General features: G+C 66.2%; 11 protein-coding genes. 4 read left to right on the top strand and 7 right to left on the bottom strand.

Going from position 1 to position 12,550, the window contains the following annotated elements:
* Positions 1-17 precede the first annotated feature (17 nt).
* Genes IPF36_RS26470 through IPF36_RS26460 form a run of 3 tightly spaced genes read left to right on the top strand, consistent with a single transcriptional unit; the run spans position 18 to position 5,678 of the window.
* A complete protein-coding gene (locus tag IPF36_RS26470) occupies positions 18-2,627 on the top strand; it encodes a type VI secretion system Vgr family protein (protein ID WP_135705084.1) in 2,610 nt (869 codons plus the stop codon).
* On the top strand, positions 2,617-4,458 hold the full coding sequence (locus IPF36_RS26465) for a triacylglycerol lipase (RefSeq protein WP_135705085.1): 1,842 nt from the start codon (positions 2,617-2,619) through the stop codon (positions 4,456-4,458). The genes IPF36_RS26470 and IPF36_RS26465 overlap by 11 nt, the downstream gene beginning before the upstream one ends.
* Positions 4,443-5,678: a T6SS immunity protein Tli4 family protein gene (locus IPF36_RS26460; RefSeq protein ID WP_240745951.1), complete on the top strand. Its 1,236-nt coding sequence runs from the start codon at positions 4,443-4,445 to the stop codon at positions 5,676-5,678. Before IPF36_RS26465 ends, IPF36_RS26460 begins: the two co-directional genes overlap by 16 nt.
* Before the next feature lie 19 nt (positions 5,679-5,697).
* On the opposite strand, the gene IPF36_RS26455 is transcribed toward IPF36_RS26460, so the two are convergent.
* The 7 genes from IPF36_RS26455 to phnG are packed head-to-tail and all read right to left on the bottom strand — an operon-like array spanning position 5,698 to position 11,627.
* Positions 5,698-6,906, bottom strand: coding sequence for an alpha-D-ribose 1-methylphosphonate 5-triphosphate diphosphatase (locus tag IPF36_RS26455; protein ID WP_135705086.1), 1,209 nt, complete (start codon positions 6,904-6,906; stop codon positions 5,698-5,700).
* Positions 6,907-6,930: 24 nt separating this feature from the next.
* Complete coding sequence (phnL, locus tag IPF36_RS26450) at positions 6,931-7,668, bottom strand: phosphonate C-P lyase system protein PhnL (RefSeq protein ID WP_135705087.1); 738 nt, start codon at positions 7,666-7,668, stop codon at positions 6,931-6,933.
* Positions 7,669-7,673: 5 nt separating this feature from the next.
* A complete protein-coding gene (gene phnK, locus IPF36_RS26445) occupies positions 7,674-8,450 on the bottom strand; it encodes a phosphonate C-P lyase system protein PhnK (protein WP_133098234.1) in 777 nt (258 codons plus the stop codon).
* Positions 8,447-9,349 carry an alpha-D-ribose 1-methylphosphonate 5-phosphate C-P-lyase PhnJ gene (locus IPF36_RS26440; protein ID WP_135705088.1) on the bottom strand — a complete coding sequence of 301 codons (903 nt, stop codon included), beginning with the start codon at positions 9,347-9,349 and terminating at the stop codon, positions 8,447-8,449. The genes phnK and IPF36_RS26440 overlap by 4 nt, the downstream gene beginning before the upstream one ends.
* Positions 9,346-10,509, bottom strand: coding sequence for a carbon-phosphorus lyase complex subunit PhnI (locus tag IPF36_RS26435; RefSeq protein WP_135705089.1), 1,164 nt, complete (start codon positions 10,507-10,509; stop codon positions 9,346-9,348). The genes IPF36_RS26440 and IPF36_RS26435 overlap by 4 nt, the downstream gene beginning before the upstream one ends.
* A 1-nt stretch (position 10,510) precedes the next feature.
* Positions 10,511-11,125, bottom strand: a complete 615-nt coding sequence (gene phnH / locus IPF36_RS26430; RefSeq protein WP_135705090.1) for a phosphonate C-P lyase system protein PhnH — start codon at positions 11,123-11,125, stop codon at positions 10,511-10,513.
* A gap of 1 nt (position 11,126) precedes the next feature.
* A complete protein-coding gene (gene phnG / locus IPF36_RS26425) occupies positions 11,127-11,627 on the bottom strand; it encodes a phosphonate C-P lyase system protein PhnG (protein WP_135705091.1) in 501 nt (166 codons plus the stop codon).
* 173 nt (positions 11,628-11,800) lie between these two features.
* Here phnG and phnF point away from each other — a divergent pair, with 173 nt between their 5' ends.
* The gene (gene phnF / locus IPF36_RS26420) at positions 11,801-12,535 is read left to right on the top strand and encodes a phosphonate metabolism transcriptional regulator PhnF (protein ID WP_135705092.1); all 735 of its coding nucleotides are present in this window, start codon (positions 11,801-11,803) and stop codon (positions 12,533-12,535) included.
* Positions 12,536-12,550: the final 15 nt, after the last annotated feature.

The raw sequence follows: 12,550 nt of genomic DNA, 5'->3' as shown, positions 1-12,550 counted from the left end.
ATTCCAGGAGTGCCCGCATGAATGTCCGCGACCATCTGCCGATCTCCGTCCGCACCGTCACAGTCTCCGGCCCGGCATTGCCGCATGGCCGCGGGCAGGCACCGTTTGCCTTCGTACGCCTGCAGGGCAAGGAAGGACTCTGCGGCCTGTTCGAGTACGAGATCGAGCTCAAGACTTCCGACAAGGACTTCAACTTCCACGGCCGGGAAGGCAATGTCGATTTGCGCGAAATGAACGGTCGGGAGTTGACCGTGCATATCCAGCTCGATGGCATGGGAACCGGGCTGGCGGGCCGGATCGGCGCGGGCACCCGCGAGATCAGCGGCATCGTCGATCGTGCCCGCTACCTGCGTGCCGAAGGGCGGCACTTCGTCTATGGCCTGACCCTGCGTCCGTGGCTGTGGCTTGCCACGCTTAACAGGAACAGCCGGATCTTCGAGAACCGAACCGACATCGAGATCATCGAGGAGGTGCTGTCCGCCTACTCCTTTCGCGTTGAGCGCAGGCTGGATGTGGCGAAGTACCCAACGCGGGCCTACCGGACCCAATGCGACGAGAGCGACTACACCTTCATCGCCCGTCTCATGCAGCACTGGGGCATCTCATGGTTCTTCGCGCATTCGGAGGGAAAGCACCGCCTCATCCTGGTAGACCATGTCGGCGGCTATCCCAGGATGCCGAGCGAGGCCTATCAGGTGCTTGCAGTCCATCCGCCCGGCGTCAGGATCGACGAGGAACACCTGGACGATTTTTCCGTAGTCGATGCCGTGGTCGCCGGCAGGTACACGACCAATGCCTACAGTTTCACCCAGCCGCGCGGCAACCTGACCGCCGGCAGCGCCGATGCCCGCGAAACCGGCCAGAACACCGGCGCGCTGCACCAGGAGGTCTACGAATTTCCAGGCGAGCACGCGCAGCCGGCGACGGACAACCGCCCCTGGGATGAAGGCGAGACGATCGCCCGCATCCGCATGGAAGAGATTCGTTCCCGGGGGCTTCGCTGCTTCGGCAAGGGCAACCTGCGCGCTGTCGTGCCCGGGCACACCATGCACGTCAGCGGGCATCCACAGCTGGCCGCCAACCGGGAGTACGTGGTGCTCGACACGCACCTCACGGTCGAAGACGTGGCGGAAGCCGCCGGCGAAGGCCAGCGTTGGCACTGCAGGGTGGCATTCGAATGCCATCCGGCACAGGAGGTGTTCCGTCCCGCCCTGAGCGTGCCGTGGCCCGTGGTGACAGGTCCGCAAAGCGCGACAGTGGTCGGCCCGGAGGGCCATGCGGTATGGCCAGACCGCTTCGGGCGTGTACGCGTGCAGTTTCCGTGGGACCGGTTCAACCGGATGTCATGCTGGGTCCGGGTGGCAACGCCATGGGCGGGCTCGCAGCATGGCCAGGTCGGCATCCCCCGCATTGGCAGCGAAGTGCTTGTGATGTTCCTGGATGGCGGCAATCCGGACAAGCCTATTGTCATGGGCGCGGTGCCGAACAGCCTGAACATGCCGCCGTGGCAGTTGCCGGACCAGCATGCATTGACGGGCATTCGTAGCCGGGAACAGGACGGCTCGGGCAGCGGCCATCTGGTATTCGACGATACCAAGGGCGAGATCCAGTCCCAGCTGTCCTCCGATCATCAGCGGTCCCAGCTCAGCCTGGGCTACCTCACCCGTATCGAGGACAACCGGGGGCGGCAGGACCATCGGGGCGAGGGCTTCGAGCTGCGTACCGATGGGCACGGCGCCATACGCGGCGCCAACGGCCTGCTGGTCAGCACCGAGGCCCGGCCCGATGCCAGGGCGCATCACAAGGACATGGGCGAAACGCTGGACCGCCTGCACCACGCGCAGCACGCCCATCACACCACCGCACAGCTCGCCCGTCACCACCAGGCGCAGGACAGCGAACAGCAGGACGTCGCCACGGTCCTCAAGGCTCAACACGAAGAGATCTGTGGCTCGGGCGAGGTCAACGGCGAACTGACCGCACCCCATCTGGTAATGGCGTCCGCAGCAGCACTGGCTGCGACGGCTGCACGGTCCACCCACTTGCATAGCGGGGAGCATCTGGCCGTCACGACCGGCAAGCATGCGTCGTTCGCCAGCAGCGGCGGCTTCTTCGCCAGCGCGGCCCGGCGTATTGCGCTGTTCGCGCACAGCCTGGGGATTCGGCTGGTGGCCGCGACCGATCACATTGCACTGGAAGCGCAGGGCGGCGACATCAAGGGCACCGCTCGGCGCAACATCCACTTTCGGGCGCTCGGCGATATCGTCCTTGAAGCCGACCAGGGCATCGTGCTCAAGGTCGGGCAGACCTACCAGCGCTGGACGCCTTCGCAGATTGTGGAAGGCATGCGCGGGACAAAGCAGATTCACGCCGCCGGATTCTGTCTCGATGGCCCGGATGGAATGAGTCCAAGCTCGCTGGCATTGCCGCACAGCGATTTCGACCAGGAGGTGTACTTGCACCTGCCCGACGGCTCACCGGCCAGGAATCGGAGATTCCGCCTGACGCAGTCGGATGGCAGCGTGATCGAGGGCGTCACCGACATGGATGGGCTGAGCACGTTCCAGCAAAGCCAGGGCGCGGAAAACGTCACGATCGAGATCGGGGAGGCAGCAAGTGGCCAATGATCGCATCCACCTGAAAACCGGCGAAGAGATCGGCGGCCGCGCCGGTGCCACCGTTGCCCTGACACCGTCAACCGACAAGCGCCGCGTCAGCTTGCCGGTGCCTCCGGACTGGGTCATTCCGATCATCTTTATTCCCGGCGTGATGGGATCCCATCTGCGCATGAGCCGGAAGCGTCAGGCCGAGCTCGAGCGCACTGACAACCGGGCGTGGCGGCCGGACGAGAAGATCGACAGCCTTTCCCGCCGCAGAGACTCACCGAAACGCCGGCAACTGAACTTCGATCCCGACGAGACCGAGGTCGATCGCTACGAGGTGACCGAAGACGCGGGAAAGTTCGACCTGATGGGCGAGGCGACCGCAACTTCCGACAAACGGCACCGCAATGTTCCGGATGGCCTGCCCGACATCGGCTTGCTGATGAGCGCCCCCATGCCCGCTGCAGCAGAGCAATGGAAGGCGAAGCGCGGCAGGCATGAGGCCACCGCGGCACAGAAGGCCCGCTGGCGCGGCTGGAGCGAGGTCATGTTCGAATCGTACGGCACGGCCATCAAGCTGATGGAAGCGAGAATGAACGATCTGCTGGCACCGACGGGAGAGGTGTCGCTTGCCTGGAAGATGCCGCACAGCATACCGGTGCTGGGCGTGGACCCAAGGGAGTGGGGCGGTGGTGCAGGCCAGCCATTGACCGAGGATGAGATCCGGCGGGTCGGGAACTGCTGGTATCCGGTCTATGCCATGGGATACAACTGGCTGCAAAGCAACGGCGTATCGGCGGGCAAGCTTGCCAGGCGCATTGACGAAGTGATCGCGATGTACCAGGCCAATGGGCGCCGCTGCGAGAAGGTCATCATCGTGACGCATTCGATGGGCGGGCTGGTTGCCAGGGCGATGTTGAATCCGAAGTACGGCAACGGTATCGGCAAGAAGATCCTTGGCATCTATCACAACGTCCAGCCCCCCGTCGGGGCAGCGGCGGCCTACAAGCGGGTACGTGCGGGCTTTGAGGATGCGAAAGGCAACCTGATGGGCGCCATCGAACGCGCGGTGATCGGCAAGACCGGCAAGGAAGTCACAGCGGTCTTTGCCAACGCACCAGGGCCATTGGAGTTGTTGCCGAGCGCTTCTTATCCGCGGGGTTGGCTTCGTGTCCAGACCAGCGAGTACCGGCAGGTGATGGCGTTGCCGATTGCTTCGGACGAGCCGCTCAAGACTTATCGTAGCGAAATGCAGTTGCATAAGACCTTGGGAACAACAAGGCCCGGCGCGCCAGTAGCCGTTGGCGATCCCTTGTATGACATCTACGCCCGCGAACCTGATGCGTGGTGGCGCCTGTTGAACCCGGAGTGGGTCAATCCTGCAAACAAGAAATATGAAGGCTACAACCCGTATGGGTTGGCAACGAAGAGAATTGCCGAAGCGCAGAGGTTTCACCGGGATATCCAGGACCTGTACCATCCGACCACCTACGCTAGCTATGGCGCGGACCCTTATCAAAAAGCCTTCGGTGCAGTCACGTATCGGGTGAACGCAACAGGCCTAAAAGGATTCGGCAATCCGCTTTCATGGAGGCTTATCAGTGAAGACGGGGAAGGGCGCATTATGGTTCGCGCCGAGAATCGTCACACCCTGCAACTCAGACTTGAGCCGCCCATTGATGCCGGCGATCAGACTGTTCCCAGCGACGCATCAGCATCGCGTGTGCGCGGCACACTAGTCTTCCGGCAATCCGGCTATGAGCACCAGAACAGTTACAACAACGACAAGGTTCTCGCATCATTGTTGTATTCGCTCGTCAAGATCGCCAATACCGCACCATGGTGGAAATCATGAGCGACTGCGGAAAATTTGTTGCCATGCTGGCATGTCTGCTGTTGGTTTCTTGCCAGCCATATTCATACAAGGAGAACGGTGTGCCGAACGAAGTCGAACTGTCACCACGCCTGCAAGCCCTGTTCGGCAAGACCCGACAGGTCTGCTTCGGAAGATATGTCCTGGAAGTGCCAGCCGAAGCGAGATTGATATTCGGACCGCAGGATTTTCCCGGGAAGATTGTGACGCACGTTGCTGCAGCAGACCGCTTGACTGAAAAGGCGGACGCCTACCGCAAGAAGATTCTGGACAAGGATGACACAGCGAAGATCACCTATTTCGGTCGAAGTGCCAAAGTGGAAAGCATAGAAATCCGCTACTACGAAGACGACTTATCCGTGAAATACGGTCTTGAGGGGGCACACACCCTTGCCGCAGCGGGCAATCATTTGTACGAATGGTTCTATGGCGGAGAAGAGATTGCGCCGCTCGTTCGCGGCTTGCGCGCCCGCGACAACGCAGAAATACCAAAGGACCCCGGCGTTTGCATCGACCACGGCTTCATCGTGGACAGCAGCGGCGTACACCAGGAAATCATGCGGGCAGGCATCGCCATCCCCAGCCTGCCGGACGTCAGCTTTTCAGTCGACTCCAACAAGCTGGCGAGCGTGGACGGTGCAAACGGCGAAGGGCTGCTTGCTTCCATCGCGGCGCAGAGAGCGGACCTGGGCAAGCGCTATCCGAAGCTGACTACCCTGCGCGAAGGCAAGCGCATTGTCGGCGTCTGGCAAGGAGAGGAGTCCCTGGTCCGCCGCGCGGACGGTACCCACGATTTCGAGTGGGAAGCGGTCGGCAAGGAGCGCACCACCCTGCATCCGTCATCCATTGGCGCAAAGATGTACACAAAGGTGGCAGCCAACCGCATCGGCGCCGCGGACGAGGCGTCGCTGAGCGACGATGAGGCCGTGGCCCTGTGGGACCGGCTCCTGGGCGGGCTGCGTTTCCGTGTCGATGCGCCGCCGACGCAGACCGGCAAGCCTGTCACGGTGCGCTCGGGGCAGGTCGTACCGCGCTCAGGCATGTGGCGCGCCTCGCTGCCGTCCGGCCACCCCCTGGCGGCGTGGGTGGCCGGCAAGTCCGGCGTGGTGCGGCAGGCTGGGACGCCGATGATCAGTTTCGGGCTATCGCCGTCAGATGAAGCACAGGTGGTCTGGACGTGGATGGGCGAGGCCAGCACATGAACGCATGCCGCGCCGATGGTCAGGCCAGCGCGTGGATTTGCGGCCGCCGGGACGTACCCGTAGCCTCGGGCTGGCCGCCACGGTACCCCGCCGCGAACACCATGCGCCCCCCAGACCATGTATGGGTGACCATCGGCTGGCCGGCCACGCTGGCCACGGCGATCACGTCGGCGCGCAGCCCTGGCGCCAGCCGGCCACGGTCACGCAGCAGGCAGGCTTCCGCGGGGTTCGCCGTCACGAAGGCCAGCGCTTCGTTCAGCGGCAGCTCGGCCTGCCGGGCGGCGGCATAGGCCGCGGCGATCAGCGTTGACGGCTGGTAGTCCGAGCACAGGATGGTGCCGACGCCGGCATGGATGGCGTCGATCGCGCGCATCGAGCCGCTCTGGCTCTTGCCGCGCAGCACGTTGGGTGCGCCCAGGATGGTCGGCAGTGCCTGTGCGCACGCGGCTTGCGCGGTCTCCAGGTTGATCGGGAACTCGCTCATGCGCACGCCCAGCGCCTGCATGGCGGCGATGCGCTGCGGCGAATCGTCGTCATGGCTGGCGGTCGGGATGCCGAGGCGGTGCGCCTGAGCCACCAGCCGGTTGACGCGTTCATGCGCGCCGTCCAGCGCGGCGGCCTTCTTGTCGGCGGCGTCGGCGGCTTCCTCGCGGGTCATGCCGTGGTTGCCCATCATGTAGGCGAGGTAAGCGTCCAGCGTCTTGAACTGGCCCTGGCCCGGCGAGTGGTCCATCACCGACAGCAGGTCGACTACGCCCTCGGCCATCAGCAGTTCCAGTACGGGCACGGCGCTGGAATCGGTCACTTCATAGCGGCAATGGATGCGGTTGTCGACCAGGCTATCGCCGCGGAACGCCGCAACGGCGCGCACCAGCGTGGCCGCGGTGTCGACGTTGCGCACGCCGAAGTGGTTGCCGGCAAAGGAAAGCGCATGGTACGGCGTGGTGATGCCGGCCGCGGCATTGCGGCGGTCGACCTGCGCCACGGCGAAATCCAGCGGGAACAGCACGTTGGCGCGCGGTTCCACCTCTTTCTCGATGGCATCGCAATGCACGTCGATCAGCCCGGGCATCACGGTGTGGCCGCGCAGGTCGATCACGTCGGCATTTGCAGGCGCGGCGCCCGGTTCGATGGCGGCGATATGGCCGTCCTCGATCAGCAGCGCGCTGTCGTGCAGCACGCGGTCGGGCAGTACCAGGGTGGCGTGCGTCAGGTAGGTCGCGGTCATGTCCGGCTCCGTTGTTCTGGACAGTTACTGGCAGTTGGGGGCGAGGGCGGTGGCGGGCTGCAGCGGCAGCAGGCGCGTGGCCACGGCGTCGCGTACCGCCTCGTCGTGGAAGATGCCGATCAGCGCGCGGCCGTCGGCCAGTGCCTCGCGGATCAGTTCGACCACGACCGCGCGGTTGTCGGCGTCGAGCGACGCGGTCGGCTCGTCGAGCAGCAGGATCGGGTGCCCGCCGATCAGGCCGCGGGCGATGTTGACGCGCTGCTGCTCGCCGCCGGAGAACGTGGCAGGAGGCAGGTCCCACAGCCGGCGCGGCAGGTTGAGCCGTGCCAGCAGCACCTCGGCGCGGGCGCGCGCTTCTTCATGGCTGGTGCCGCGCTGCTGCAGCGGATCGGCCACCACGTCCAGCGCCGACACGCGCGGGATCGCGCGCAGGAACTGGCTGACATAGCCGATCACGTCGCGGCGCAGCTTCAGCACGCGCTGTTCGGGGGCGTGGTTCAGTTCGACCCACGGTTCGCCGTCGGCGCTGGTGTCGCGCAGGCGGATGCTGCCTTCGGTGGCGAGGTAGTTGCCGTAGAGGCAGCGCAGCAGCGTGCTCTTGCCGGTGCCGGACGGACCCGACAGCACCAGGCATTCGCCGCGCGCGGCGTCGAAGTCGATCGCGTTCAGCACCGGCAGGCGGATGCCGCCCTGGTTGTGCAGCGTAAACATCTTGCCGAGGCCGCGGACCTCGACCAGCTTCTGTGCATTGTCTGCTTGCATCGTCGTCAGCCTTGCAGGATGGAAGAGACCAGCAGCTGCGTGTAGGGATGCTGCGGATCGTCGAGGATCTGGTCGGTCAGGCCTTGCTCGACCACGCGTCCGCCCTGCATCACCAGCGTGCGGTGCGCCAGCAGGCGCGCGACGGCGAGGTCGTGCGTGACCAGCACGGCGGCCAGGCCAAGGTCGGAGACCAGCCGGCGCAACAGGTCGAGCAGGCGCGCCTGCACCGAGACATCGAGCGACGCGGTGGGCTCGTCCATGAACACCAGCCGCGGATGCGTGACCAGGTTGCGCGCGATCTGCAGGCGCTGCTGCATGCCGCCCGAGAACGTGCCGGGGACGTCGTCGAGTCGGGCCAGGTCGATCTCCATTTTCTCCAGCCAGCTGCCGGCGACTTCGCGCAGGTTGCCGTAGTGGCGCTCGCCCACGGCCATCAGGCGCTCGGCGATATTGGCGCCGGCGCTGACCTGCATGCGCAGGCCGTCGCGGGCATGCTGGCGCACGAAGCCCCAGTCGGTGCGTGCCAGCAGCCGCATGCGTGCGCTCGACAGCGTGGCCAGGTCGGTCAGGCCGCATTCGCGCATGTCATAGCTGACGCTGCCGCGCTGCGGCGGCGCCTGCATCGACAAGGCCTGCAGCAGCGTGCTCTTGCCGGAGCCGGATTCGCCGACCACGCACAGCACTTCGCCGGGATAGAGGTCGAAGCTGACGTCATGGCAGCCATGCAGGCCGTCCCAGGTGCGCGTCAGGTTGCGCACCGACAGCAGCGGGGTCGTGCTCATCGTGCACCTCCCGCGGCTTGCGTGACTGCCTGTTCCGCCTGGCGGTCGGCGCAGTACTCGGTGTCGGAGCAGACGAACATGCGCGTGCCCGCATCGTCGGTGACGATCTCGTCCAGGTAGCTGTCGGTGGCGCCGCATTGCGCGCAGCAGCTCGTCCATTTCTCGACCGTGAAGGGATGGTCGGCGAAATCCAGGCTCTTTACCGAGGTATACGGCGGCACGGCATAGACGCGCTTCTCGCGCCCGGCGCCGAACAGCATCAGCGCGGGGCTGCGGTCGAGCTTGGGATTGTCGAACTTGGGAATCGGCGACGGCCGCATCATGTAGCGCTGGTTGACGATCACGGGATAGTCGTAGGTGGTGGCGATATGCCCGTGATGGGCAATGTCTTCATAGAGCTTCACGTGCATCGCACCATACTCCGACAGCGCGTGCATGGTGCGGGTCTCGGTCTCGCTCGGCTCCAGCCAGCGCAGCGGCTCGGGGATCGGCACCTGGAACACCATGGTCTGGCCCGCGCGCAGCGGCGTTTCCGGAATGCGGTGGCGGGTCTGGATGATGGTCGCCTCGGCGGTACGCTCGGTGGTCTGCACGCCGGTCACGCGGCCGAAGAAGCGGCGGATATTGATGGCGTTGGTGGTGTCGTCCGAACCCTGGTCGATCACCTTGAGCATGTCGGGCTTGCCGATGATGGCCGCGGTGACCTGGATGCCGCCCGTGCCCCAGCCATAGGGCAGCGGCATTTCGCGGCTGCCGAACGGGACCTGGTAGCCGGGGATCGCCACGGCCTTGAGCAGAGCGCGGCGCAGCATGCGCTTGGTCGATTCGTCGAGGTAACCGAAGTTGTAGTGCTCGTCGCGGGCGATGCCCGTGGCGGCGGATGCGTTCGCGGCGGTCATGCCAGCGTCTCCTCTTGCGGCTGGGGCTGGGGATGCGGTTCGGGGTGCGCGGCTTGCGTGGCTTGCGGTTCGGCCTGCGCGGCGGCGTCCGTGCCTTCCTGCTCGGCGCGCAGGCGGCGCAGCAGTTCCAGGTTGGCCTGGAAGTCCACGTAGTGCGGCAGCTTCAGGTGCTGCACGAAGCCGGAGGCCTCGACGTTGTCGCTGTGGTACAGCATGAATTCGATATCGTTGGCCGGGGCGTCGGCGGCCTCGCCGAGTTCGGCGGCGCGCATCGCGCGGTCGGTCAGTGCCATCGACATGGCCTTGCGCTCGTTGTAGCCGAACACCAGCCCGTAGCCGCGCGTGAAGCGCGGCGCTTCGTCGGCGTTGCCGGTGAACTGGCTGACCATCTGGCATTCGGTCAGCTCGATTTCGCCGATCGTCACGGCGAAGCCGAGTTCTTCGACGAACAACTCGACCTCGGCGGTGCCGTAGCGGATTTCTGCGGCGAACGGGTGCGAGTTGCCGTAGCCACGCTGCGTCGAATAGCCCATCGACAGCAGGAAGCCTTCATCGGCGCGCGCCAGGTTCTGCAGGCGCGCGGCGCGGCTGGCGGGGAAGGTCAGCGGCTCGCGCGTCAGGTCGGGCGGGGGGGGGTCGCCGGCGGGGATCTCGTCGGCTTCGACCAGTTGTTCCGCCTCGAGCAGCCCGGTCACGCGCGGCATGCTGGCGGGCAGCAGCTCGGCCGAAGGCGGCAGCGGTGCGGGATCGCGGCCGGCTTCGAGCGAAAAGTCCAGCAGGCGCTGCGTGTAGTCGTAGGTCGGCCCGAGGACCTGCCCGCCGGGCACGTCCTTGAAGGTCGATGAAATCCGGCGCTGCAGGCGCATCGCGCCGGTATCGACCGGCACGGTATAGCCGAAACGCGCCAGCGTGGTCCGGTACGCGCGCAGCAGGAACACCGCTTCGATCTGGTCGCCGGCGGCCTGCTTCAGCGCCAGCGCGGCCAGCTGCGGGTCGTACAGCGAGCCCTCGGCCATCACGCGCGACACGGCCAGCGGCATCTGCTCGCGGATCTGCGCCAGCGTCAGCTCGGGCAACGCCGTGTCGCCGCGGCGGTAGGCGTCGAGCATCTGGTAGGAATTCAGGATGGCGCGTTCGCCACCCTTGACGGCTACATACATGTCAGGCCTCCATCTGCGTGGTGCGCGTCAGCGCGCAGAACCGGTCGCCGCTGGCGAGCAGCAGGTCGACGCCGAGCGGAAAGCCGGCGTTGTTGGCGCGCCAGGCGCCGCGGAAGCCGGCCGGCAGGCCGGCTACGCGCAGTGCTTGCGTGTGTTCGATACCGGGGCCGCGCAGCGTGAAGAGGTCGCCGTCGTCGAGCGAGGCGACTTCCACCAGCAGCGTGGCCGAACGGTCCGGGAACGCGGACTCGCCCTGCGTGCAGTCCGCCAGCGCCGGCATGGCGTGGCCGGCGGGCACGCACACGAAGGTGGCGGCGCGGAGGTCGTCGGTCAGCGGGCAGCCGCAATGGAAGCGCAGGAATGCGCGTGCGGCGAGGGGAACGCCCGCCGGCAGCCACACCGGGGTGTCGGGATCGGCCAGTGTCAGCAGCAGCGCGGCGAGCGCCGGCGACAGGCCCTCGGGCAGGCCGGTGGTCGCCGGCAGGGACTGGACTTGTCCGGGATGGGCAAAGGCATGCAGCGTGGCGCGGAACACCTGCTGGGCGTCGTCGACCGGGTTGTCGAAGCCCGGCACCAGCGAAGTGGCGGCGGACAGCATGGGTTGGGTTGAAATCATGTCAGTCCTCTCCCCGGACCATGGTGAAGAACTCCACGCGTGTTTGCGCGGCGGTAGCGGCCTGCCGGGCCGCGCGTGCGGCATGGGCGTCGGCCAGCGGCGCCAGCACCGCGTCGTGCACGCGCTGGTGCCAGGCCGGCCGCTGCAGCAGCGCGTCCAGCACCGCCGCCTGCTGCGCGTGTTGCGTGCTGCGGCCCTGTACATAGGCAACGCCTACGGTGCCGCCGGCACCGTCGTCATCCAGCACGACCGCGCAGCGCGTGACCGTGATTTCGCCGAGGTTGAACTGCGCTCCGGTGCCGCCGGCACGCGCGCGCACCATCGCCATGCCGGACTCCGGCTTGCGCAGCAGGCGCCACGCGGGCAGGGCCGCTGCCTGGCCCAGCCGGGCATAGGCCGCGTCGAGCGCCTCGGTTGGCGCCATCGCCAATACCCGCAGCCACGCAGCGCGGGCCGGGTTCGCATCGGTCGTTGCCGGACCGGCGGTTTCGCTTTGCATCATCACCCCTATACGTCTATACGTTTAGATGTCACAACGTGAACACGCCGCTACTAGACCACAGGCAGATGAACGTTTCGTGACGCTGCCCGGCATTAGTCGGACTCCGTGCCATGCCGGAGTAACTCGGGCACAATCGCATGGCAACAATGAACGCTTGATGACAAGAGGGCAGGATGTCTGATCGGGAAGTAGAACGGGGTTCCGGCGTGGCGGTGTGGCGCCAGATCGGCGAGGCGCTGGCGGAGGACATTCGCAACAAGCTGTACCAGCCCGGCGAGCAGCTGCCGCCGGAGCCGGAGCTGGCGACACGATTCGCCGTGAACCGGCACACCATCCGGCGCGCCATGGGTGAGCTGGAGCTGAGCGGACTGGTGCGCATCGAGCAGGGCCGCGGCACCTTCGTGCAGGAGCATGCGATCGACTATGCGATCGGCCGGCGCACGCGCTTTTCGCAGAACCTGGCCGCGCAGGGCATGCGCGGGCATACGGAGATCATCGGCTGCCAGGAGCTGCGCGCGCCGGAGATCGCACGCCACCTGGGCCTGGCGCGTACTGCGACGGTGCTGCACGTGCAGATGCTCGGGCGGGCCGAGGCCCGCACCATCGACGTTGCCGAGCACTATTTCGATCCGAAGCGCTTCCCCGGCATCGACGAGGTGTTGCGCGCGCAGCAATCGGTGTCGCGCGCGCTCGCGCAGTTCGGCATCGCGGACTACACCCGCAAGTGGTCGCGCATTACCGCCGCGATGCCGAGCGCCCCGGTGGCACGGCTGCTGAACCAGCCCAAGACGCGCCCGGTGCTGCAGGTGGAGGCGCTCAACGTCGATATCGACGGCGCGCCGGTGCAGTACAGCGTGACGCGCTTTGCCGGGGATTGGGTGCAGCTGACGGTTTCGGACACCGACTGACGTTGCCCGGACGCC

Origin of the sequence: Cupriavidus sp. IK-TO18 (genome assembly GCF_015549295.1) — a bacterium.
Lineage (GTDB): Bacteria > Pseudomonadota > Gammaproteobacteria > Burkholderiales > Burkholderiaceae > Cupriavidus > Cupriavidus oxalaticus_A.
Note: the sequence above shows the minus strand (reverse complement) of the source record. Positions and strands in the feature narration are given on the sequence as shown.

What these genes read in the sequence shown, in the direction of transcription:
- IPF36_RS26455 (WP_135705086.1), bottom strand. Translation starts at nt 6,906, where the DNA reads ATGACCGCGACCTACCTGACGCACGCCACCCTGGTACTGCCCGACCGC.
- phnF (WP_135705092.1), top strand. Translation starts at nt 11,801, where the DNA reads ATGTCTGATCGGGAAGTAGAACGGGGTTCCGGCGTGGCGGTGTGGCGC.
- phnH (WP_135705090.1), bottom strand. Translation starts at nt 11,125, where the DNA reads ATGATTTCAACCCAACCCATGCTGTCCGCCGCCACTTCGCTGGTGCCG.
- IPF36_RS26470 (WP_135705084.1), top strand. Translation starts at nt 18, where the DNA reads ATGAATGTCCGCGACCATCTGCCGATCTCCGTCCGCACCGTCACAGTC.
- phnG (WP_135705091.1), bottom strand. Translation starts at nt 11,627, where the DNA reads ATGATGCAAAGCGAAACCGCCGGTCCGGCAACGACCGATGCGAACCCG.
- IPF36_RS26435 (WP_135705089.1), bottom strand. Translation starts at nt 10,509, where the DNA reads ATGTATGTAGCCGTCAAGGGTGGCGAACGCGCCATCCTGAATTCCTAC.
- phnK (WP_133098234.1), bottom strand. Translation starts at nt 8,450, where the DNA reads ATGAGCACGACCCCGCTGCTGTCGGTGCGCAACCTGACGCGCACCTGG.
- phnL (WP_135705087.1), bottom strand. Translation starts at nt 7,668, where the DNA reads ATGCAAGCAGACAATGCACAGAAGCTGGTCGAGGTCCGCGGCCTCGGC.
- IPF36_RS26440 (WP_135705088.1), bottom strand. Translation starts at nt 9,349, where the DNA reads ATGACCGCCGCGAACGCATCCGCCGCCACGGGCATCGCCCGCGACGAG.
- IPF36_RS26460 (WP_240745951.1), top strand. Translation starts at nt 4,443, where the DNA reads ATGGTGGAAATCATGAGCGACTGCGGAAAATTTGTTGCCATGCTGGCA.